Source organism: Lutimonas sp. (genome assembly GCF_051011215.1).
Taxonomy (GTDB): domain Bacteria; phylum Bacteroidota; class Bacteroidia; order Flavobacteriales; family Flavobacteriaceae; genus Lutimonas.
Genome location: NZ_JBPCUJ010000167.1, coordinates 1 through 19,937 on the forward strand (window position 1 = coordinate 1; position 19,937 = coordinate 19,937).

Consider the following 19,937-nt stretch of genomic DNA (forward strand, 5'->3'; position numbering starts at 1 on the left):
GGTAAATACAATGACAACTGGCACTTTAACCATATGCTGGATCCAAGGTCTACCTCACCAGGATCGATTATGCCTCAGTATCCGTGGCTGATCACAGATGATTTAGATATTTCCAAAACAATAGATAAGGTCAATGCGATGGTTACTCTTGGTGTTCCTTATACGCAGTTCGAACTTGATAAGGCAGTTTACCTGTTGAAAAATCAAGCGAAAGAAATTGAAAATAATTTGAGACAGGATCCTGAATTTGTAAAAAATTATGGATCATCTCAAATTGAAAATAAAGAGATCGTGGCATTAATCGCTTATTTACAAAGATTAGGAACAGATATAAAAGCTGAATCAACAGAATAAAAAGCAGACATTATGTTAAAGTTTATAAAACATCATTTAGATACTATTTCGGGAGTTGAAATTTATCCAATCATATCGCTGCTTCTCTTTTTTATTGTCTTTACAACGATGCTGATCATTGTGTTGAAGATGCCTAAAAAGAATATTGAAAAATTGAGTAATTTACCATTAGATAATGATCTAAAAAACACACATCATGAGTGATAAAAAACAAATAAGTGGTTGGAAAAAATTCCTACGATCAATGACCAAGGCACATGATATTGGTAAGGAGGAAGAGATCATGACCGATCACGATTATGACGGAATAAAAGAATTAGATAATGTATTACCGCCATGGTGGAAATATGGTTTCTATATCACTATTGCAATTGGTATATTCTATTATATCCAAGTCTTTACCAACTCAGAAGAGTACAATCAGGAAAAAGAATATGCAACCGAAGTCGAAAAGGGAAAACAAGAAGTTGAGGCCTATAAAGCGGCTAATCCTGATTTGTTCAAAATTGACGTTACCTTATTGACAGATGAAGCAAGTCTTGCAGCAGGTCAGAAAAATTTTGATACCTATTGCGTTGCCTGTCATATGGCAGATGGAGGAGGCGGTATCGGGCCCAACCTAACAGATGATCAATGGATATTAGGTGGAGGAATGGAAAATATTCTTAAAACTCTTAATGAAGGAGGAAGAGCCGGTAAGGGGATGATCTCTTGGAAGAATACATTTAATAATGATGAACTTCAGCAACTTGCCAGCTATGTAATTACATTGAATGGCACCACACCTGCCAATCCTAAGGCTGCTGAAGGTGATATCATTTGGAGCAAACAGTAGTTTCGCATTTAGTTCTCGCTTAAGTGAACTACTGTGTTTTTGATTTTTTTAGTTAGTAGTAGAAAAGGCTACGCTTGTCCTGAACAGACATTGTAGCCTTTTCAAATACCCCCAAGTCATGAGTAATAACGAAAATGAAAATTTTAGAGACAGCATCGCAACCATTGATAAGGAAGGTAAAAGAAATTTTATACATCCTAAAAAACCCAAGGGAAGGTACACAAATTACAGAACCTATGTAAGTTGGTTTCTTTTAGCCATATTGTTCGCCTCTCCCTTTATCAAAATCAATGGCAACCAATTTTTACTTTTTAATATTATTGATAGGAAATTCAATATTTTCGGTCAACCATTCTGGCCTCAGGATTTCTATTTACTCGTTTTATCCTTGCTGGTTTCAGTTGTTTTTATCATTCTTTTTACGGTCATTTTCGGGAGGATATTTTGCGGATGGATGTGTCCGCAAACCATTTTTATGGAAATGATTTTTCGCAAAATTGAGTACCTGATTGAAGGCGATAGAAACAAACAGATCAAACTAGAGAAACAAGCCTGGGACACAGAAAAAATAACAAAAAAAACGATTAAATGGATCTTATTTGCACTGGTCTCTTTTCTGATCGCCAATGCTTTTTTAGCCTATTTTATTGGAGGCGATGTTTTGATTCAGCATGTACAGGATGGTCCGATTGCTCATGTTGATACCTTCATCAAATTATTGGTTTTTACAGCTGTATTTTATTTTGTTTTTGCCTGGTTCAGAGAACAGGTTTGTATTATTGCTTGTCCTTATGGTCGGTTACAAAGTGTATTATTAGACAACAAATCCATTGTTGTAGCATATGATCATAAAAGAGGTGAAGACCGTCAGAAACTACGAAAAAATGAAGACAGGGAGGAAAAACAATACGGTGATTGTATTGATTGTAAGCAATGTGTGTTGGTATGTCCTACGGGCATAGACATTCGTAATGGCACACAACTTGAATGTGTGAATTGCACCGCATGTATTGACGCCTGCGATGAAATAATGGATACGGTTGGATTTGACAGAGGACTCATTCGCTATGCATCAGAGAACAATATTGTAAAAGGGGAAAAATTTAAATACAACGCAAGAATCATAAGTTATATCGTAGTGCTGACCCTCCTCTTTACTTTTTTTGTAACTTTATTATTCCTTAGAAATGATGTGCAGGCCAATTTTTTACATTTACCAGGCCAGTTATATACCACAAATGGAGATGAAGTGAGCAATGTATATACCTTTAAAATAATCAACAAAACAAACAATCCTTATGAGAACATTCAGGTAAAACTGCTATCTCATGAAGGTAAGATGGAAGTAGTAGGCGGTCAAATCAATCTACCGAAAGGTGGTTTATACGAAGGGACTGTTTTTGTAAAAATCAATAAAGATGATTTATCCGATTCTAAAGAAAAGATTGAAATTGGAATCTTTGACAAGGATGAATTAATAGAAGAAACCGACACCAACTTTTCTTCGCCTTTACAATTAAAATAAAAATTATGAATTTGAAACTTTCTTGGAGTACCGGAATTATCATCGCTATGATCAGCTTTATGATCTTTATTCTCTCTTTCGTTTATAAAGCAGTAGCACTGGATGAATACCAGCACGAGCTGGTCTCTGAAGATTATTACAAGGATGAATTGCATTATCAGGAAGAAATAGATAAATTAAATAACGCTGGCATCCTCAGCAAAGACATAAAATTAAAAAACACCGATCAAGGAATTCATATAGTTTTCCCGGAGGAAATTAATGAGTCAAGTATTAAAGGTAGCATTACTTTTCTGAGATTATCGAATGAAAAACTTGATTTTACTGAAAAAATAGACTTAACTGAATACGAACAAATTATTCCTGCCGAAAAACTGGTTTCAGGAAAGTGGATTGTTAAAATTGACTGGGAAGACGGAAAGAACAATTACCTTTTTAAGGAATCCTGGTTTTATTAATTTGAACTGTTATTTTATATACTGCACTCATATTTGGACTTTTAGGTAGTTTTCACTGCGTTGGCATGTGTGGACCCATTGCCTTTGTTTTGCCCATACCTAAAGACGATAAGGTTAAATCGGTCTTTGGAACATTTCTTTATCACAGTGGCAGAATATTGAGTTATAGTCTTATCGGGCTTCTTTTTGGATTGTTGGGCAAGGGCCTGTATCTGGCTGGTTTTCAACAAAGGTTGTCCATATTGATTGGAATAATCATGATTCTTTTAGTACTTATTCCTACAAAAGTTTTAAATAAGTTTCAGTTTACCAGACCTCTTTATGTGGTCATTGGTAAGGTAAAGTCCAGGTTAGGTCTTTATTTGAACAAAAGTTCGTATAAAGCCTTGTTTTCAATAGGTTTCTTCAATGGCTTTCTTCCTTGCGGACTGGTTTATTTGGCCCTGTTAGGTGCCGTCTCAACGGGTGAATTATATGAGGGAGCCTTGTATATGGCTGTATTTGGATTGGGGACCGTACCATTGATGACAGGGGCTGTTTTCTTAGGGAATTTTTTAAAAGTGTCTGTTCGAAATAAAATTCAAAAAGCAATTCCTATCTTTGTCGTTATTATTGGTTTGCTATTTATTTTAAGAGGATTAGGTTTAGGAATTCCATATGTCTCTCCTACCGACAATCAATTACTTATTTCGAATAATCCCAATTCATGTGTAATAGAATAATTTATGAGTATAAATCCTGAAAAAAAAATTACTGAGGCTGAATTCAATTCTATCGAGTCTCATGCCGATCTCCTCAAAATTTTAAAGGAAAAAGACAGAAATGTTGAAGCTGTTTTATCAAAGATTCATTATGAAAAAGAAAAGGAAAAGCTTCAGATTGAATTGGTCAAACTGCAGCAATGGGTAAAAAAGAATAATAAAAGAGTTGCCATCATATTTGAAGGTAGAGATGCTGCCGGGAAAGGCGGTAATATCAGGAGGTTTACAGAACATTTAAATCCTCGATCGATGCGATTGGTCGCCTTGAACAAACCTACTTTGGTTGAGAAAGGTCAATGGTATTTTAGACGCTATATTCAGCATTTACCGAATCCAGGTGAATTGGTGTTTTTTGACAGATCCTGGTATAACAGAGCTGTTGTTGAACCTGTAATGGGATTTTGTACACAGCGTCAATATGAACAATTTATGGTGCAGTTACCTGAGTTTGAGCATATGCTCTATGAAGATGGTGTTATCATAATTAAATTCTGGTTATCCATTACCAAGGATGAACAATTATCTCGATTTAATGCCAGGGAAGACAATCCTTTAAAACGTTGGAAATTTAGCCCTGTGGATAAGAAAGGGCAGGAATACTGGGATGATTATACCATGTATAAAGAACAAATGTTTAGTAAGACCCATACCTCATTCAGTCCATGGGTGATTGTAAAGACCAATGATAAAGAAACAGCTCGATTGGAATGTATGCGCTATGTATTATCTCAATTTGACTATGATAACAAAAATGACAGCGCCGTATCTTTATTACCGGATCCCAATGTGATCATGCGTTACTTCCGTTCTCTGCACAAATACGATTAAACAAATTATGAATAACTTCTCTGAAAAAGAACTCAAAAAACTCAATTCGAAAAAAGGGCTTTTGTCCATATTGAGCAATGATATCATCAATTTACCTAAAACCATTCGGTATATTGATTATGAAAAACAGTTAAAAATACTTCAAACTGAATTGATACGTCAACAGGCCTGTATCATCGATAATAACATGCGTGTTATTGTTATCTTTGAAGGAAGAGATTCCGCTGGTAAAGGTGGGGCCATCAGAAGAATTACGGAAAGAATTAACCCAAGGCATGTCAGAATTGTCGCCTTGCCAAAGCCCACAGAAGTTGAACAGACCCAATGGTATTTTCAACGCTATATTCAGCAATTTCCAAAAGCTGGTGAGATTGTTTTTTTCGACAGGAGTTGGTACAATCGTGCCGTTGTTGAACCTGTAAATGGATTTTGTACCGATGAGGAGTATAAAATTTTTATGAAGCAGGTCAATGATTTCGAAAGAATGATTACTGAATCAGGTATATTACTGGTTAAAATCTATATGTCAATTTCAAAAAAAGAGCAGGCCAAACGCTTTGAAGACATCAGAAATAATCCTTTGAAACAGTGGAAAATGAGTAAGGTAGATGAAAGGGCTCAGGAATTATGGGATTCTTATACTTTTTACAAAAACAAAATGTTTGAAAACACCAGAAAAGGTGGCTTAGCCTTTAAAGTTATTAAGGCGAACAGAAAGACTGATGCCAGAATCGAGGTTGTAGAGCACATTTTAGACAGTATTCCTTACGATAAAAACAGAGAAATCTAAATTGCTTATTTACTTTTTCTAAACATAAAATAGAAGCCTACCAAAATCATTGGTATGCTCAACAATTGTCCTGTATTAAGGTCCCATTCTCCTCGCTGATCAACTTGTGCTTCCTTAAAGAACTCAACGATGAGTCTTACCGACCATAAACAAACCATGAAAAGACCAAAGATATACCCTAGTTTGTCTTTTTTATCCGTTTTCCAGTAGACATACCACAATAGCACAAACGTGATTAAATAACCAAAAGATTCATACAATTGGGTGGGGTGTCTTGGAAAATCTTCACCAAGTTGCTTGAATACAAAACCATAGTCTGAATTGGTAGCTTTTCCTATGATTTCAGAATTCATAAGATTGCCAATTCTAACAAAAATGGCACCGCTGGCCACTGGAATTACGATCCGGTCCAAGATCCATAACATTGGTTTCTGAATTACTTTTTTGGAATAAAAGTACATGGCAGTAATAATTCCGATAGCCGCACCATGACTTGCCAAACCTTGATATCCTGTGAATTGAAATGGATTGAATTTTACGGGTAGTAAAACCTCTAAGGGGTTGGATAGTAAAAAAGCCGTATCATAAAATAAAAAATGACCAATTCTCGCGCCTAACAAAGTACCAATAACGGTGTATATAAACAGAGAATCCAGTTTTTCAATAGAAACTCCCTCTTTTTTATAAATCCTTTTCATGATCTGAAGACCAAGAACAAAGGCAATAACAAACATCAAACTATAATACCTTATGGCAAACGAACCTATTTTAAACAACTCAATGCTCGGGTCCCAATCTATACTTAAAAACAACATGAAAATCTATTTTATCGCGTAAATATAAATGAAAGAAACTAATAATAACTCCCCTCTTCATTTTTTATTCTGAGCCTCTTTTTCAGGTACAGGATCATAACCTTCTCCTCCCCAGGGATGGCATTTAGAAATCCGTTTTAGTGCGAGCCAGGTCCCTTTAAATAAGCCATGAACCTCAAGTGCTTCTATGGCATAATGAGAACAGGTAGGCGAATACCTACAACTGGCTGGTGTATAAGGTGAAATTGCCACTTGATAAAAGCGTATCAATAACAAAAATGGAAATGTCAAAATCTTTTTGATCATGAACTATATAGCTTAATTCAACGAAAAAGTAGTTCCGTCCTTTCCGTCCTTTAATTGTACCCCCAAGGCGAGCAATTCATCTCTAATTTTATCAGACAAAGCCCAATCTCTGTTGTCTCTGGCCTGCTTCCTCATTTGAATCAGTAACTCCACCAAACCCTCCACTCTATCCGAACTATCTGCACTTTTCTGCGCATTTTCCAAACCAAGAATATCAAACGTAAAGGTAAATAATGTTGTTTTTAATAAGTCGAGATCAGCTTCGTTAACCGATTCCTTCCCATCAAGAATCAAATTGATCCATTTTACTGCTTCAAACAAATGAGCAATCAAAATCGGTGTATTAAAATCATCGTTCATCGCCTCATAACATTTCTCTTTCCAGGATGAAATATCAACGGTCGAAGTTGCACCTATCTGCAGCGAATTCACAGCATCCATAGCCTCCATCAATCTATTATATCCCTTTTCTGATGCAGATAACGCCTCGTCAGAAAAATCCAAAATACTTCTATAATGGGCCTGCATCATAAAAAACCTCGCTACACTGGGAGCATAAGCCTTGGATATATTATGATTGTCACCGGTAAATATCTCTTCTGGTAAAATATTATTACCTGTAGATTTGGCCATTTTCTTACCGTTCATAGTAAGCATATTACCATGCAGCCAGTATTTAACCGGGCTGACATGATTACACGCCTGTGCCTGTGCAATTTCACATTCATGATGTGGGAATTTCAAATCCATTCCACCTCCGTGAATATCAAATTCTTCACCCAAATATTTGGTACTCATTACTGTACATTCTAAATGCCAACCTGGAAATCCAATTCCCCAGGGTGAATTCCATCGTTGAATGTGTTCTGGTTCAGCCTTTTTCCAAAGTGCAAAATCCTGAGGATTTTTCTTATCAGTTTGCCCGTCAAGCGCTCTGGTATTTTCAATGGCATCATCTATATTCCTTTTCGATAAAATACCATAGTGTTCTTTCTCATTATATTTCAAAACATCAAAATAAACGCTTCCATTTACTTCATAAGCCAATCCATTTTCAAGGATGGTCTGAATCGCTTCAATTTGTTCTACAATATGTCCCGTTGCAGTTGGCTCTATACTGGGCGGCAGAAAATTAAATTTCTGCAAAATCTGATGAAAATCAGTCGTATATTTTTGAACAATTTCCATAGGCTCCAATTGCTCAAGTCTTGCCTTGGTAGATATTTTATCTTCCTGGGAATCATCGGTCAAATGTCCTGCATCCGTTATATTACGCACATAACGAACCTTATAACCCAGATGAAGAAAGTAACGATAGATCATATCGAAAGACATAAAAGTTCGCACATTTCCTAAATGAACATTGCTATACACAGTGGGGCCACAAACATACATGCCCACATAGCCTTCTTTAACTGGTTCAAATAGTTCTTTCTTATTGGTAAGTGAATTATATAGGAACAAACTCTGCATTGTAACGGGTCTTGGGATTACTTGTTTATAAGACTCCAAATATAAGAACAATTACAACAAGGATGCTCAAAAAAAAACACCCGGAATAAATTCCCGGGTGTTTGATTATCTAGTTTACTATGTGCTTATTTTATCGTGCTGATTTTACAATAATCCACATCCATTTCTAATTTGGCATTTCTTGGCACTTTAATACGAAGTGTCTTTTTAATTTTAACCTTTTGCCTGTTTTCAATGATTCGTTTCACCTCATTTTCTCTCTCATGGGCACTGGTTACAGATCTTTGATGTTCTGCTCTTACGTTCCTTTGCTCCTCTCTTACTTTCATTTGTTCTTCCCTTGCTTGTTTTTGTGCCTCTCTTGCATGAAGTCTTGCTTCTTCCATCGCCTCTCGCTGCATTTCTTTGATCTCCAGCTGCAACTTTTTCTGCTGTTTGGCCATCTCTGCCTGATTTTCTTTCAATTCCTTTTTTATAATTTTCATCTGCTCCTTGTTCTCTTCCTGCCATTGCACCAGATACTCGCTGTTTTTCTGAAATTCTTCATAATCAAAAGCTATGGAATCCCCTGAAAATTGAAAGTTTTGATCCATTTCGAAGCTGATATCGGGAAAGTTTTCAAATTCGGGTAAAACAAAATGAATGGAATCAATCATATCAATCACCCTGGCGCTCACTTCTGGAATATCCACCACAACATTTCCAATATACTTGTCACTATTGATAAAGAAATACTCATTTCCAAAATTACTTGAACTTGATCTGATGCTGATCTTATCAGAATTAGCCTGGGCACTTATATCCCAACTGTCAAATATATCCTGAGCCTCATCTTCCGGCAGCCCTTGAATATCCATTATTCCTTCCACTTCCACCTTATTCTTCGACCATTCAACGATTTCAATTTCAGCATATGAGGCTTGAATCGAGACCTCTGTATTAGATCCCACTTTAAATTCCTGTAGCGGTTTAACAAATTGCTGGGCTTGCACACTTCCTGTGAACGAGAGTAATAAGATTAAAATTCTAAACTGATTGCGCTTCATTTTCTTTGTTTTTTAATTTTTTTAATTCATTTTTTAACTCGATCATCAATTGTAGTCTCATTTGTAAATTATCAATCAAATTATTGATCAATTCCTCATCAATTTTATTGATTTGCAGTTCTTCACTTTGAAGTTTGTATTCATTGGTCAGACTATTCATTTTTCTAAAGTATTCCTGCAAAACCAGTTTGTTGGCATCGGTCACTTCCAGATTGGCTAATTCCATATTAATAGCCGTCAAATAATAGTTTTCTATCTTCTTTAATTCAGGTGAAAACTCTTCCAGACTAACAGAAGCGCTTGGCGCTTCAACCTGTTCCCTCGGGGTATCCTGGTTTAGGGTGATCATATAACCCATCGTGAACAATACTACTATTGAAGCTGCAATCATCAAATATTGTCTGACACCACCCGATTTGTCATGCAATTCTTTCTGCAATTTCTTTTCGAATTCTGATCTGTGGTTATTTGATAATTCTCTCAACATTTGGTCTTCCTTTAGTTTCTTTTTAATATCAACTTTCATAGTTCGCGTGAATTAATAGTTCTTTTAATTTACTTTTCCCTCTCGATAACTGAGACCTGGAGGCCACTTCAGAAATTTCCAGTATTTGTGCTACTTCCTGATGGTCATATCCTTCAATCAAATAGAGTTTTACAACATTCTTACATTTTTGCGGCAACTCTTCAATGCACTTATAAATAACTGCAAGACTGGTGTCACTATCTACTTCCAAATTCTCTTCACTTGGCATATGTACAACTTCTTCATTCAGTTCGACTGTTGCCAGTTTCTTTTTTTTCAGCCAATCAAGACTTTGATTGATGACTATTCTTTTCAGCCAGGCACCAAATGTGGCTTCCCCTGTATAGGTTCCGATCTTTTTAAAAGCCTTTATAAAAGCTTCCTGCATCACATCCTGAGCGATGGCGTCATCTTTGATGAAATTATAGGCGGTATTAAACATGGCCTTACAATAGAGATCATAGAGCTGCATCTGTGCGCGACTGTCATTTTGCATGCATTTTTCAATTAAATGCTCTTGAAGTTTTTCGGTCATCTGAGTTATTGTTCTGTTCTAAATACGATACAATGTTTGTACTGTTGCAGAATTTGTTATTTTTTATTTAATAATCTAAAATTACACAAAAATATCGTTGCCCAATTCTTTAAAAAAAGCAAGAAAAAAGGGGCCTAAGGCCCCTTATCGTATATTATATGTGATCAGCGTTAAGGCTTATCTACAATTTCCAATTGAAATAGTAAATCCGCATTCGGAGGAATTACTCCTTTGGCTCCTTGCTCTCCATAGGCCAAGTGCGAGGGAATAATCAATAATACCTTATCTCCATAATTCATGGCCTGAAGACCTTCTTTAAACCCTGGTATCAAAGCTGCATCCGGACTGTAATCCATAGGTATCGGACCATAACCATTAGCTTGCTCTCTTCTTCTGTCGTATTTTCCATATACCTGAGCGATTTCCTTAATGTTCGAATCAAATAGATCTCCAGACATAAAGTAACCGGCATAGTACACATCTACCTTGGAACCAATCGTCGGTTTAACACCATTGCCTTCGGTTATGCTAATAATTTTAAGACCTGAAGGCAGCACTTTTGCCGATGATTCATTCTTCATTACAAACTGAATCAACTCTTCTTTTTTCTTTTCCCGCTCTTCTTCAGCCAGTTTTTGTCGCTCTTCGATTTTTCCGAAATAAGAGGAAAATTCTGATGCTGCATCAAAGGCTTTGGCTTTTTTTCCAACTCGAATAATTTCAATTTTTTGAATCACATCATCCTGAGTCATTGAATCTACAACCGACTGTCCCTGAACTACATAGCCAAAAACCGTATGTCTTCCATCTAAAAATTTGGTTTCTTTATGAGTAATGAAGAACTGTGAACCATTTGAATCAGGTCCGGAATTTGCCATAGAAAGAATGCCAGGTCCATCATGCGAAAGCATTAGATTTCCGGAATCATCCATCGTAAATTCATCCTCAAACTTATAGCCAGGATCGCCAGAACCATTCCCTCTCGGATCCCCACCTTGAATCATAAAATCATCTACTATTCTGTGGAACTTAAGTCCGTCATAAAAAGGTTTATCCTTAAATGCTTCATCAACATAAGGGTTTGTTCCTTCTGCCAATGAAACAAAATTTGCCACCGTAATCGGAACAGTTTCATATTCTAATTTTAACAGAATGTCACCTTTCTCAGTTTGAAGGTCTGCATACATCCCATCATCCAAATCTGCATACTTCGTACTTTTACAGGCTCCAATACTAATCAGAAGTACAATTAGAAACGAGTTAATTATTTTCATTTTCACTTAATTTATTAATTTTTAATAATTCTACACTATATAATAAGGGTTGGTTTGGTTTTACTTTATCAAAACCAGTATACCCATATGCTTTATAAGATGGAAATAAGAATGTCACTTTTTCACCTTCTTTCATTAATTTCAACCCATCCTGCAGGCCAGTAATCAATTCTTCTTTATCGATTAAATAACTCTTAGTTCCCAAATCTTCTGCAGCATAAATAACAGTACCATTCAAGGCTTTAATTTCATGCTTATAAAAAACCTCATCGCCTCTATTTGGTGTATAGTCATCATTCGAGACCGTTTGTTCATAATAATACCAATAGCCATTTTCAGAATTTAAATAGGTGTGCAGGCTGTCAGATTTCATGCGTTGCAACAAAACGGCATTCTCCGCTTTATTCAACATCTTATTTCTTTCGATAGACTCATTCATAAATGAACTTGTTTTTCTGACAATTGGTTTACGAGCTTCCGGACTTGAACAGGAAACTGCAAAAAGTATAACGATGGAAATGACAAATGCGTATTTCATTAGGACAAGGTTAATTCATTTTTTAAGGAAGGTAATATTTCTACAAACTTTTTCACTGTATCTTTTAAAGAAAGCTCACTCCTTCCGCCTGCAGCATTGATATGTCCACCTCCATTAAAATGATTGCGAGAAAACTCGTTTACAGAAAAATCACCTACTGACCTGAAAGAGATCTTTATAATTTTCTGTTTTTTATCTTCAATAAAAATTGCGGCGAACATAACATTCTTCAAGGAGAGGGCATAGTTTACAAAACCTTCTGTATCTCCTCTCTGAAAATTATACCTGTTCAATTCATTCTGAGAAAGGGTAATATAGGCTGTATGAAATCTATCCAAGACAACCATATTATCAAGTGCTCTTCCCAATAACTGCATCCGGTTATAGGTATTTACATTGTGAATTCTATTATAAATTTCCGAATTGTCAGCTCCTCTTTCTAAAAGGTCTGCCACTACCCTATGTGTATGACTGGTTGTTGCCGGGAATCTGAACGACCCCGTATCTGTCAAAATACCTGTATATAAACAACTGGCAATATCCTGATCAATGAACTCAACATGTCCCAGACCTTCTATAAACTGGTAGACCATTTCACTGGTGGAGCTCATTGTAGCATCAACAAATTGAAACGCTGCAAAATCATCTGGTTGTTGATGGTGATCAATCATTACAAAGACCGGATCAATCGTATGCATTGCCCCACCCATGAGTTCACCCAATCTATGAAAAGCATTAAAATCCAGGGTAAAAACAATCTCGGCCTCAGATAAGATTTCTTTTCCTTTAACAGGTTCTGGTTCAAATAAATTTATTTCTGATTCACCTGGCAACCATTTTAAAAATTCAGGACAATCATTGGGAGATAAGACCTTGACTTCATGACCACATTTTTTCAAAAACCAGTACAGCCCAAGGCTTGACCCATAAGCATCTCCATCCGGGTTGCGGTGGGTTGTTATGACAATTTTTTGGGGTTTAGAAAGTATTTGCTGTAAGCGTCGAAAATCTACTTCATTCATAGTCTGCGAATATACAATAAAAATAATATTATCATTAAAATTTCAATTTCTTTAAGGTACTTTTCATTACTTTGTATGTTGAACAAAAAATCAACGCCCACCTTGAAAAAAGTCTTGAAAAATTTCCTGCTTATCCTTTTGACATCCTTGAGTCTATTGGCCTGCCAGCCTAAAAATGAATTTGTTTTATCGTTTGGCTCCTGCAACAATCAAAATATGAGAAATGATTTATGGGAACCCATATTGAGACATCAACCCGACCTTTTTATATGGGGAGGAGATATAATTTATTCCGACACAGAAGATATGCAGTTCATGAAAGCGAATTATCGTAAAATGAAGCATGATTCTGCCTATGTTGCTTTTAAAAACAACGTGCCGGTTTTAGGCACCTGGGATGATCATGATTATGGATTAAATGATGGAGGTGAAAATTACAGTCAAAAAGATAGTGTTCAGCAAATTTTTCTTGATTTTTTTGATGTTGCAGACAACGATCCACGTCGCTTGCAAAAAGGAATTTACTACAGCAAAAGTTTTGAAGTTAACAGATCCCTCATTAAAATCATTATTCTGGATACACGATTTTTTAGAAGTGACTTATCTAAAGACTCTACCGGCGTAAAAAGATATATCCCTAATGAAAGTGGTGGTATCACTATGCTGGGAGAAACCCAATGGAAATGGTTAGAAAAAGAACTTAAAAATTCTCAGGCTCAATTCAATATTATAATGAGCAGCATTCAGTTTCTCTCCTTCGAACATGGTTTTGAAAGTTGGGGAACCATGCCTAAGGAAGTCGAAAAAATGAAACATTTAATTGTACAGAGCAAAGCGAAGGGAGTCATTATTCTTTCAGGTGACCGGCATATTGCAGAGATCTCGAAAACTGAAATACCTGGACTGAATTATCCATTGATAGATATCACTTCCAGTGGAATGACCCATAGTTATGAATCATTTTCAGGTGAACCCAATCCATATCGAATTGCCGATGTCGTATCAAAGAAAAACTTTGGTATCCTTCGATTTGATTTTGAAACAAACAAGGTGACCATGGAAATAAGGGGTGAAGAAAATACACTGTACAGATCCTTTGAACAAAACTTTTAAAAAATAAGCCTTAAAACTTAGTCCATAACCTCCAAATAAATTATTTTTGCAAAAAATTGAAATATAATTACAATGGTTACAAATAGAACATTTACAATGTTAAAGCCTGATTCACTTGAAAAGGGTAATACAGGTGCAATACTAGAAAAAATAAATACGGCTGGTTTTAAGATCGTCGCTATGAAGCAAACGCAGATGACCCAGAGAGATGCTGAAACTTTTTATGCCATTCACAGCGAAAGACCTTTTTTCGGTGATTTAGTTGAATATATGACCAGAGGTCCAATCGTTGCGGCAATTTTGGAAAAAGAAAATGCGGTAGAAGACTTCAGAACACTGATCGGTGCTACCAATCCTGAAGAAGCTGCTGATGGTACAATTAGAAAACTTTTTGCTACCTCAATCAGCGAAAACGCTGTTCATGGTTCAGATAGTGATGAGAATGCTCAGATTGAAGGAGCTTTTCATTTTTCAGGAAGAGAGATTTTCTAAACTGATTCGAATGATAAAAAAAACCGCCAATTGGCGGTTTTTTTTATATCAATTTTATCGATTTAATCGTTACATGTTTTAAACTGGCATCCATCATTTTAACAATTTTATCCTTACCGTATTCCAATTCTTCCCGCAATGCTGAAGAAGTCAACTTGACAAAAATCGTATGATTTTTCAGACTTACGGATTCTGTATAATTCATCACACCATTCCCCATAACTTCGCCCCAGGCCTCTTTCACATATATCTGATCCATTCCTTTTTGCAGCTTATTCTGTTCAAGCATATTTGGGATCAAGTCTCCTAATTTATTGATGTCGTTTTCTCTTTTTGCCATACCATTATTCCTTACAAACTAAACATTTTATAAGATTGACCCGTTTTTTTAATGAGTGCCTCGGTCCGGGCATCATGAGTATCGGTAATAAATAATTGACCGAAACTATCGTCATTGACCAAATGAAGCAACTGCCCAACCCTTTGATCATCTAGTTTATCGAATATATCATCCAGTAACAAAATTGGCTTTATATGCGACTTATTGGTAATAAAATCAAACTGGGCCAGCTTTAAAGCGATCAAAAACGACTTTTGTTGCCCTTGAGATCCTATTTTTTTTATTGGATGAGCATTGATTTGAAAAAGTAAATCATCTTTATGAATTCCTGCAGAAGAATATTGCAACACACGGTCTTTTTCCAGACTCCTGTCAAGAAGAGACTTAAACCCTTCATCCTCCAGCTGGGTCTTATAGGATAAAGATACCTTCTCCATGGTGTCATCAGATGCTGACTTCTCAATAATATGACTGTACCTCTTGTTAAAGATAGGTTCGAATTCCTTAATAAAGGATTTCCTTTTCTCAAAAATTCTTTCTCCAAAGGCAATTAACTGATCATCATATATCTCAATATTATCTTTGTCAAATGTAAAATTAGCAGCAAAGTATTTCAATAATGAATTTCGCTGACTCAAAGTTTTGTTATACTGAATGAGGTCTTGAAAATACGCTTTGTCACTCATCGATATGATCATATCCATAAACTTCCGCCTTAAATCACTTCCTTCACTAATCAAATTTGTATCGGAAGGAGAAATGATCACCAAGGGAATCAGGCCAAAATGATCCGAAAGCTTTTCGTATTCTTTGCCATTTCGTTTCATAACCTTTTTATGGCCCTTCTTTAAACTGCAGTGAATATGCTCTTGACGTCCCTCTTTACTATAGACGCCATCCAAAACGAAAAAGTCATTGGTATGCTTTATACTTTGGGAGGCAACCGCGTTAAAATACCCCTTTGTATGCGACAAATAATAGATGGCCTCAAGTACATTGGTTTTACCTACACCATTATTACCTACCAAACAATTGATCTTTTCATCAAAGGAAAAAGACTTTTCTGAAAAATTCTTAAAGTTGATAAGAGCAATACTTTCTAAAAACATAGATTAAAACCTTGAAACAACCTCCCCCCATGAAACCCGGAAGGTTCAATTATTTTACATCTCTAATATTCAATACTAAGTTATTAATATTCAATGTTTTAAATTGAAATAATTTTTATTAAAGATATCCCTGCAAAAAAACAAAAATTAAGTTTAAAATAAGTCAATAATTTGAATAAAAATTTTAATTTTGCGCAATTAATAAAAATACTGATGGCGACTTATAAAAAAAGAGGAAATAAAGTAAAGAAAGGTAATCAAGCAAACATTGAGGATCAAAGTGCAACAGCAGAAGTTTTTAATACGCTGGATGAAACGGCTTCAAGATCTGAACAATGGGTCGAAAAAAATCAAAAGATTCTTTTCTCAGGATTGATCGCAGTAGCTGCTATTATTCTTGCATTTTTAGCCTACAATAAATACATCGTAGAACCGAAAGAAAAAGAAGCTGCGGATGAACTGGCGTTTCCGAAAAGATACTTTGAAGAGGCACAAAACACCACTGCATCTGTTGATTCTTTATACAGCCTTAGTTTAAACGGAGCTGACGGAAAATATGGATTGATCGATATCGTGGATAACTACGGAAGCACCAAGGCCGGAAATTTGGCAAAATACATGAGTGGTATTGCTTTTCTTAAAACTGGTGATTATGAAAGCGCCATCAAATATTTGAGTGACTTCTCTTCTGAAGATGATATGCTGGCTGCATTGGCCAAAGGAAATATTGGTGATGCTTTTGTTGAGATTGAGCAACCGGAAGATGCATTACAGTATTATTTAGATGCTTCAAGAATAAAAGATAATAATTTCACGTCACCTTTATACTTATTCAGAGCCGCAAATGTTGCTATGGATCTGGGGAAATACGGGGAAGCAGAGTCTTATTATACAACTATAAAAGACAACTACTCTAAATCAGAAGAAGCAAAGAATATTAATATTTATATTCAAAGAGCCCAATTGGCGCAAAAATAGAAATTCATGGCTACTACCAACCTTTCCGTTTATGACAGTGAGCGCATTCCAGATGCATCAAACATGCGGTTTGGTATTGTAGTTTCTGAATGGAATCCCGACATTACACAGAATTTACATGACGGTGCTGTTGAGACACTGCTGGCTCATGGCGCCTTAAAAGAAAATATCGTTGCCCTGAAGGTACCAGGTAGTTTTGAACTGGTATATGGATGCAAACACCTTTTAAATCATAACGAATTGGATGCCGTTATTGCTATTGGTAATGTCATAAGAGGAGAGACTGAACACTTTACTTTTGTTTGCGAAGGTGTTACGCAGGGAATTGTAGACCTGAATGTAAATTACAATACTCCTACCATCTTTTGTGTTTTAACGGATAATACCAAGCAGCAATCAATCGAAAGATCAGGCGGTATTCATGGTAACAAAGGAATTGAATGCGCTGTTGCGGCCATAAAAATGGCTGCTTTGAAACAGGGCCTTTAGTCTTAGTCACTTAGCTTCGCAATTGGCTTTTAACACAACTTTATTTGACAAGCTGATGTAATTTCTGTAATTTTGTTACAACTGCAAAACGACATGCTATGTTCGGAAAAGCTTTTAAACCAAGAGCTCATTATGTATTCAATTACAAGCCTCGCTATTATGACGAGCGGAAAGAGCGTTTGGAAAAATTAAAAGAACAGTATAAAAAAGACAAAAGCGCAACACCCGATTTAGATAAAATTACATTTTCTAAAGATCATTTAAAATCAAATTGGAAACGCCATAAAAAAGTTTCTTCTAATAGAGCCGTCAACAAACGTCTTGCTGTAATTATTACCATTTTGGTAGGAATTTTAGCTTATTTATTTGAAGTGCATACCCTGTTTTAATGTCAGATTTCATTCAATTACTCCCCGATAATGTAGCCAATCAAATTGCTGCAGGAGAGGTCGTTCAACGTCCTGCTTCCGTTGTCAAGGAATTGCTGGAAAATGCTGTTGATGCAAAGGCAACAAGTATCCAATTGATTGTAAAAGATGCAGGAAGGACCTTGATCCAGGTGATTGACAATGGGATCGGCATGAGTCCCAAGGATGCAAAAATGGCCTTTGAAAGACATGCAACCTCAAAAATTAAATCGGCAAATGATCTGTTTGACCTGCATACAAATGGCTTTAGAGGGGAGGCATTGGCCTCTATCGCAGCTATTGCTCATGTGGTTCTCAAGACCAGAACCAACAATGATTCACTTGGTACGGAGATTAAAATTAATGGAGGTGAATTTTTATCACAGCAGGAAACTGCTGCTTCTGTTGGATCAGTTTTTATTGTTAAAAATCTGTTTTATAATATTCCTGCCAGAAGGAATTTTTTAAAATCAAATTCGATTGAAACCAGGCATATTATAGATGCCTTTCAAAGGGTGGCATTTACCTACCCGCATATTGCTTTTTCTTTGACGCATAACGACAATGAAATTTTCAATTTACCCGCTGGGAATTCTTCTCAATGGATTAGTAACACACGACAGCGTGTGGTAAACATCATGGGGAAGAACATCAACGAAAAGCTGGTCCCAATTGCCGAAGAAACAGATATTTTAAAAATAAATGGGTTTATTTCAAAACCCTCTTTTGCAAAAAAGAAAAAAGGCGAACAATTCTTTTTCGTCAACAATCGTTTTATAAAAAGTCATTATTTGCATCATGCCGTGATGAATGCTTTTGAAGGTTTACTGAATCACGGATATCATCCCTCCTATTTTTTATATTTGGATGTTCCGGCTGAAAGTATTGATATTAATATTCACCCTACCAAAACAGAAATTAAATTTGATAATGAACGTGATCTTTACGCGATTATAAGGTCTACTATTAAGCATAGTCTTGGTCAGTACAACGTTGCTCCCAGTCTTGATTTTGAGCGTGACGCCAGCCTTGACACACCCTATGCATACAAAAACAAAACAGCGGTGAATACCCCAGCCATTGAAATCGATCAGGATTTCAATCCTTTTAAGAATGATGGTTATGGTAAAATAAAACAGCAAAGAGCTGCAAAGGATGTCCAATGGGAAGCTTTGTACCTGAAAGACCACCCTGAAAAAGAGCTTATAGAGAATATTACCGTGGATCTGGACAATGTCAGTCAGGAATTGTTTGATGAATCAGCTGAGGCAACCGCCTCCAAAACGTTTCAGGTCCAATTAAAATACATCGCAAGTCCCATCAAATCAGGGATGGTATTGATAGATCAGCACGCGGCGCATCAAAGAATCTTATATGAAGAATACCTCGCCAAAGTTACGATGGAAGGTTTGGGTCATCAACAATTACTCTTTCCTTTAAAAGTGAGTATCAATAAAAACGATGCAGGTGTTGTAAAATTAATTGAACAGGATTTACAAAGCGCCGGTTTTATTATTGGAGAAATACAGGAGGAAGCTTTGATTCTAAACGCTATTCCGACTACAATTTCGGAAAAACAAGTGATTGGTATTCTCGAATCGCTTATTGACAATTTCAAGAATGAAGTTCCAGAATCCAGCTTCAGCCAAATAGACCTGATTACAAAAAGTCTGGCGAAAAGTCTGGCGATCAAAGCCGGAACAACTTTAAATAATAAAGAGCAAGAGAATATCTTAAATAAACTATTCTCCTGTAAAGAACCAAATTATTCACCATTTGGTAAAAAAACATATGTTACCTTGTCATTAGATGACCTGGAAGAAAAATTTAATTCCTACTAAATATGGGCAAATTAACAGACGCCATCAAACATCTGATCATTCTAAATGTGATCTTTTTTGCAGCCAGTTCCTTTTTAGGTCC

The 19,937-nt window shown here is 36.1% G+C and carries 25 protein-coding genes; 14 read left to right on the forward strand and 11 right to left on the reverse strand.

Going from position 1 to position 19,937, the window contains the following annotated elements; genetic code table 11:
* The 8 genes from ACR2MV_RS15770 to ppk2 (ACR2MV_RS15805) form a co-directional block, all read left to right on the forward strand.
* A partial coding sequence (locus ACR2MV_RS15770) for a cbb3-type cytochrome c oxidase subunit II (protein WP_434023175.1) occupies positions 1-354 on the forward strand: 354 nt, incomplete at its 5' end.
* A 12-nt stretch (positions 355-366) separates the two neighbouring features.
* Complete coding sequence (locus tag ACR2MV_RS15775) at positions 367-558, forward strand: CcoQ/FixQ family Cbb3-type cytochrome c oxidase assembly chaperone (RefSeq protein ID WP_434023177.1); 192 nt, start codon at positions 367-369, stop codon at positions 556-558.
* Complete coding sequence (locus ACR2MV_RS15780; RefSeq protein WP_434023179.1) at positions 551-1,189, forward strand: cbb3-type cytochrome c oxidase N-terminal domain-containing protein; 639 nt, start codon at positions 551-553, stop codon at positions 1,187-1,189. Before ACR2MV_RS15775 ends, ACR2MV_RS15780 begins: the two co-directional genes overlap by 8 nt.
* Positions 1,190-1,307: 118 nt before the next feature.
* Entirely contained in the window at positions 1,308-2,714 is a 1,407-nt protein-coding gene (gene ccoG / locus ACR2MV_RS15785; RefSeq protein ID WP_434023180.1) for a cytochrome c oxidase accessory protein CcoG, read from the forward strand.
* A gap of 5 nt (positions 2,715-2,719) precedes the next feature.
* Entirely contained in the window at positions 2,720-3,172 is a 453-nt protein-coding gene (locus ACR2MV_RS15790) for a FixH family protein (RefSeq protein WP_434023182.1), read from the forward strand.
* Between the two features lie 29 nt (positions 3,173-3,201).
* The gene (locus ACR2MV_RS15795; protein WP_434023212.1) at positions 3,202-3,894 is read left to right on the forward strand and encodes a sulfite exporter TauE/SafE family protein; all 693 of its coding nucleotides are present in this window, start codon (positions 3,202-3,204) and stop codon (positions 3,892-3,894) included.
* Positions 3,895-3,897: 3 nt separating this feature from the next.
* Complete coding sequence (gene ppk2, locus ACR2MV_RS15800) at positions 3,898-4,761, forward strand: polyphosphate kinase 2 (RefSeq protein WP_434023183.1); 864 nt, start codon at positions 3,898-3,900, stop codon at positions 4,759-4,761.
* A 7-nt stretch (positions 4,762-4,768) separates the two neighbouring features.
* Complete coding sequence (gene ppk2, locus ACR2MV_RS15805) at positions 4,769-5,551, forward strand: polyphosphate kinase 2 (protein WP_434023185.1); 783 nt, start codon at positions 4,769-4,771, stop codon at positions 5,549-5,551.
* Between the two features lie 5 nt (positions 5,552-5,556).
* Here ppk2 (ACR2MV_RS15805) and lgt read toward each other — a convergent pair whose 3' ends face one another.
* The 9 genes from lgt to ACR2MV_RS15850 form a co-directional block, all read right to left on the reverse strand.
* Entirely contained in the window at positions 5,557-6,366 is an 810-nt protein-coding gene (gene lgt / locus ACR2MV_RS15810) for a prolipoprotein diacylglyceryl transferase (RefSeq protein ID WP_434023186.1), read from the reverse strand.
* Positions 6,367-6,423: 57 nt separating this feature from the next.
* Entirely contained in the window at positions 6,424-6,672 is a 249-nt protein-coding gene (gene yidD / locus ACR2MV_RS15815) for a membrane protein insertion efficiency factor YidD (RefSeq protein ID WP_434023188.1), read from the reverse strand.
* Positions 6,673-6,684: 12 nt separating this feature from the next.
* Positions 6,685-8,145, reverse strand: coding sequence for a cysteine--tRNA ligase (cysS, locus tag ACR2MV_RS15820; RefSeq protein WP_434023190.1), 1,461 nt, complete (start codon positions 8,143-8,145; stop codon positions 6,685-6,687).
* Positions 8,146-8,270: 125 nt separating this feature from the next.
* The gene (locus tag ACR2MV_RS15825; RefSeq protein WP_434023191.1) at positions 8,271-9,191 is read right to left on the reverse strand and encodes a hypothetical protein; all 921 of its coding nucleotides are present in this window, start codon (positions 9,189-9,191) and stop codon (positions 8,271-8,273) included.
* The gene (locus tag ACR2MV_RS15830) at positions 9,172-9,717 is read right to left on the reverse strand and encodes a hypothetical protein (protein WP_434023193.1); all 546 of its coding nucleotides are present in this window, start codon (positions 9,715-9,717) and stop codon (positions 9,172-9,174) included. The genes ACR2MV_RS15825 and ACR2MV_RS15830 overlap by 20 nt, the downstream gene beginning before the upstream one ends.
* Positions 9,707-10,252, reverse strand: a complete 546-nt coding sequence (locus ACR2MV_RS15835) for an RNA polymerase sigma factor (RefSeq protein WP_434023194.1) — start codon at positions 10,250-10,252, stop codon at positions 9,707-9,709. The genes ACR2MV_RS15830 and ACR2MV_RS15835 overlap by 11 nt, the downstream gene beginning before the upstream one ends.
* 170 nt (positions 10,253-10,422) lie before the next feature.
* Positions 10,423-11,526, reverse strand: coding sequence for a peptidylprolyl isomerase (locus ACR2MV_RS15840; RefSeq protein ID WP_434023196.1), 1,104 nt, complete (start codon positions 11,524-11,526; stop codon positions 10,423-10,425).
* Entirely contained in the window at positions 11,513-12,064 is a 552-nt protein-coding gene (gene gldI, locus ACR2MV_RS15845) for a gliding motility-associated peptidyl-prolyl isomerase GldI (protein WP_434023197.1), read from the reverse strand. The genes ACR2MV_RS15840 and gldI overlap by 14 nt, the downstream gene beginning before the upstream one ends.
* Positions 12,064-13,086: a DHH family phosphoesterase gene (locus ACR2MV_RS15850; protein WP_434023198.1), complete on the reverse strand. Its 1,023-nt coding sequence runs from the start codon at positions 13,084-13,086 to the stop codon at positions 12,064-12,066. Before ACR2MV_RS15850 ends, gldI begins: the two co-directional genes overlap by 1 nt.
* Positions 13,087-13,161: 75 nt before the next feature.
* Here ACR2MV_RS15850 and ACR2MV_RS15855 point away from each other — a divergent pair, with 75 nt between their 5' ends.
* Positions 13,162-14,199 carry an alkaline phosphatase D family protein gene (locus tag ACR2MV_RS15855; RefSeq protein WP_434023200.1) on the forward strand — a complete coding sequence of 346 codons (1,038 nt, stop codon included), beginning with the start codon at positions 13,162-13,164 and terminating at the stop codon, positions 14,197-14,199.
* 72 nt (positions 14,200-14,271) lie between these two features.
* A complete protein-coding gene (locus tag ACR2MV_RS15860; protein ID WP_434023201.1) occupies positions 14,272-14,691 on the forward strand; it encodes a nucleoside-diphosphate kinase in 420 nt (139 codons plus the stop codon).
* Between the two features lie 43 nt (positions 14,692-14,734).
* Here the strand turns inward: ACR2MV_RS15860 and ACR2MV_RS15865 are convergent, their stop codons facing one another.
* On the reverse strand, positions 14,735-15,031 hold the full coding sequence (locus ACR2MV_RS15865) for a DUF721 domain-containing protein (protein WP_434023203.1): 297 nt from the start codon (positions 15,029-15,031) through the stop codon (positions 14,735-14,737).
* Positions 15,032-15,042: 11 nt separating this feature from the next.
* Positions 15,043-16,140, reverse strand: a complete 1,098-nt coding sequence (gene recF, locus ACR2MV_RS15870) for a DNA replication/repair protein RecF (protein ID WP_434023204.1) — start codon at positions 16,138-16,140, stop codon at positions 15,043-15,045.
* 213 nt (positions 16,141-16,353) lie between these two features.
* Here recF and ACR2MV_RS15875 point away from each other — a divergent pair, with 213 nt between their 5' ends.
* The 4 genes from ACR2MV_RS15875 to mutL all read left to right on the forward strand — a co-directional run bounded on the left by ACR2MV_RS15875 (position 16,354) and on the right by mutL (position 19,855).
* Positions 16,354-17,118: a tetratricopeptide repeat protein gene (locus ACR2MV_RS15875; RefSeq protein ID WP_434023206.1), complete on the forward strand. Its 765-nt coding sequence runs from the start codon at positions 16,354-16,356 to the stop codon at positions 17,116-17,118.
* A 6-nt stretch (positions 17,119-17,124) separates the two neighbouring features.
* Complete coding sequence (ribH, locus tag ACR2MV_RS15880; protein WP_434023208.1) at positions 17,125-17,607, forward strand: 6,7-dimethyl-8-ribityllumazine synthase; 483 nt, start codon at positions 17,125-17,127, stop codon at positions 17,605-17,607.
* A gap of 98 nt (positions 17,608-17,705) precedes the next feature.
* Positions 17,706-17,996, forward strand: a complete 291-nt coding sequence (locus tag ACR2MV_RS15885; RefSeq protein WP_434023209.1) for a hypothetical protein — start codon at positions 17,706-17,708, stop codon at positions 17,994-17,996.
* Positions 17,996-19,855: a DNA mismatch repair endonuclease MutL gene (gene mutL / locus ACR2MV_RS15890; RefSeq protein ID WP_434023211.1), complete on the forward strand. Its 1,860-nt coding sequence runs from the start codon at positions 17,996-17,998 to the stop codon at positions 19,853-19,855. Before ACR2MV_RS15885 ends, mutL begins: the two co-directional genes overlap by 1 nt.
* The last annotated feature ends 82 nt before the right edge of the window (positions 19,856-19,937 follow it).

Coding starts and splice junctions, on each gene's coding strand:
- ACR2MV_RS15775 (WP_434023177.1), top strand. CDS start 367: ATGTTAAAGTTTATAAAACATCATTTAGATACTATTTCGGGAGTTGAA.
- ACR2MV_RS15780 (WP_434023179.1), top strand. CDS start 551: ATGAGTGATAAAAAACAAATAAGTGGTTGGAAAAAATTCCTACGATCA.
- ccoG (WP_434023180.1), top strand. CDS start 1,308: ATGAGTAATAACGAAAATGAAAATTTTAGAGACAGCATCGCAACCATT.
- ACR2MV_RS15790 (WP_434023182.1), top strand. CDS start 2,720: ATGAATTTGAAACTTTCTTGGAGTACCGGAATTATCATCGCTATGATC.
- ppk2 (WP_434023183.1), top strand. CDS start 3,898: ATGAGTATAAATCCTGAAAAAAAAATTACTGAGGCTGAATTCAATTCT.
- ppk2 (WP_434023185.1), top strand. CDS start 4,769: ATGAATAACTTCTCTGAAAAAGAACTCAAAAAACTCAATTCGAAAAAA.
- lgt (WP_434023186.1), bottom strand. CDS start 6,366: ATGTTGTTTTTAAGTATAGATTGGGACCCGAGCATTGAGTTGTTTAAA.
- yidD (WP_434023188.1), bottom strand. CDS start 6,672: ATGATCAAAAAGATTTTGACATTTCCATTTTTGTTATTGATACGCTTT.
- cysS (WP_434023190.1), bottom strand. CDS start 8,145: ATGCAGAGTTTGTTCCTATATAATTCACTTACCAATAAGAAAGAACTA.
- ACR2MV_RS15825 (WP_434023191.1), bottom strand. CDS start 9,191: ATGAAGCGCAATCAGTTTAGAATTTTAATCTTATTACTCTCGTTCACA.
- ACR2MV_RS15830 (WP_434023193.1), bottom strand. CDS start 9,717: ATGAAAGTTGATATTAAAAAGAAACTAAAGGAAGACCAAATGTTGAGA.
- ACR2MV_RS15835 (WP_434023194.1), bottom strand. CDS start 10,252: ATGACCGAAAAACTTCAAGAGCATTTAATTGAAAAATGCATGCAAAAT.
- ACR2MV_RS15840 (WP_434023196.1), bottom strand. CDS start 11,526: ATGAAAATAATTAACTCGTTTCTAATTGTACTTCTGATTAGTATTGGA.
- gldI (WP_434023197.1), bottom strand. CDS start 12,064: ATGAAATACGCATTTGTCATTTCCATCGTTATACTTTTTGCAGTTTCC.
- ACR2MV_RS15850 (WP_434023198.1), bottom strand. CDS start 13,086: ATGAATGAAGTAGATTTTCGACGCTTACAGCAAATACTTTCTAAACCC.
- ACR2MV_RS15855 (WP_434023200.1), top strand. CDS start 13,162: ATGTTGAACAAAAAATCAACGCCCACCTTGAAAAAAGTCTTGAAAAAT.
- ACR2MV_RS15860 (WP_434023201.1), top strand. CDS start 14,272: ATGGTTACAAATAGAACATTTACAATGTTAAAGCCTGATTCACTTGAA.
- ACR2MV_RS15865 (WP_434023203.1), bottom strand. CDS start 15,031: ATGGCAAAAAGAGAAAACGACATCAATAAATTAGGAGACTTGATCCCA.
- recF (WP_434023204.1), bottom strand. CDS start 16,140: ATGTTTTTAGAAAGTATTGCTCTTATCAACTTTAAGAATTTTTCAGAA.
- ACR2MV_RS15875 (WP_434023206.1), top strand. CDS start 16,354: ATGGCGACTTATAAAAAAAGAGGAAATAAAGTAAAGAAAGGTAATCAA.
- ribH (WP_434023208.1), top strand. CDS start 17,125: ATGGCTACTACCAACCTTTCCGTTTATGACAGTGAGCGCATTCCAGAT.
- ACR2MV_RS15885 (WP_434023209.1), top strand. CDS start 17,706: ATGTTCGGAAAAGCTTTTAAACCAAGAGCTCATTATGTATTCAATTAC.
- mutL (WP_434023211.1), top strand. CDS start 17,996: ATGTCAGATTTCATTCAATTACTCCCCGATAATGTAGCCAATCAAATT.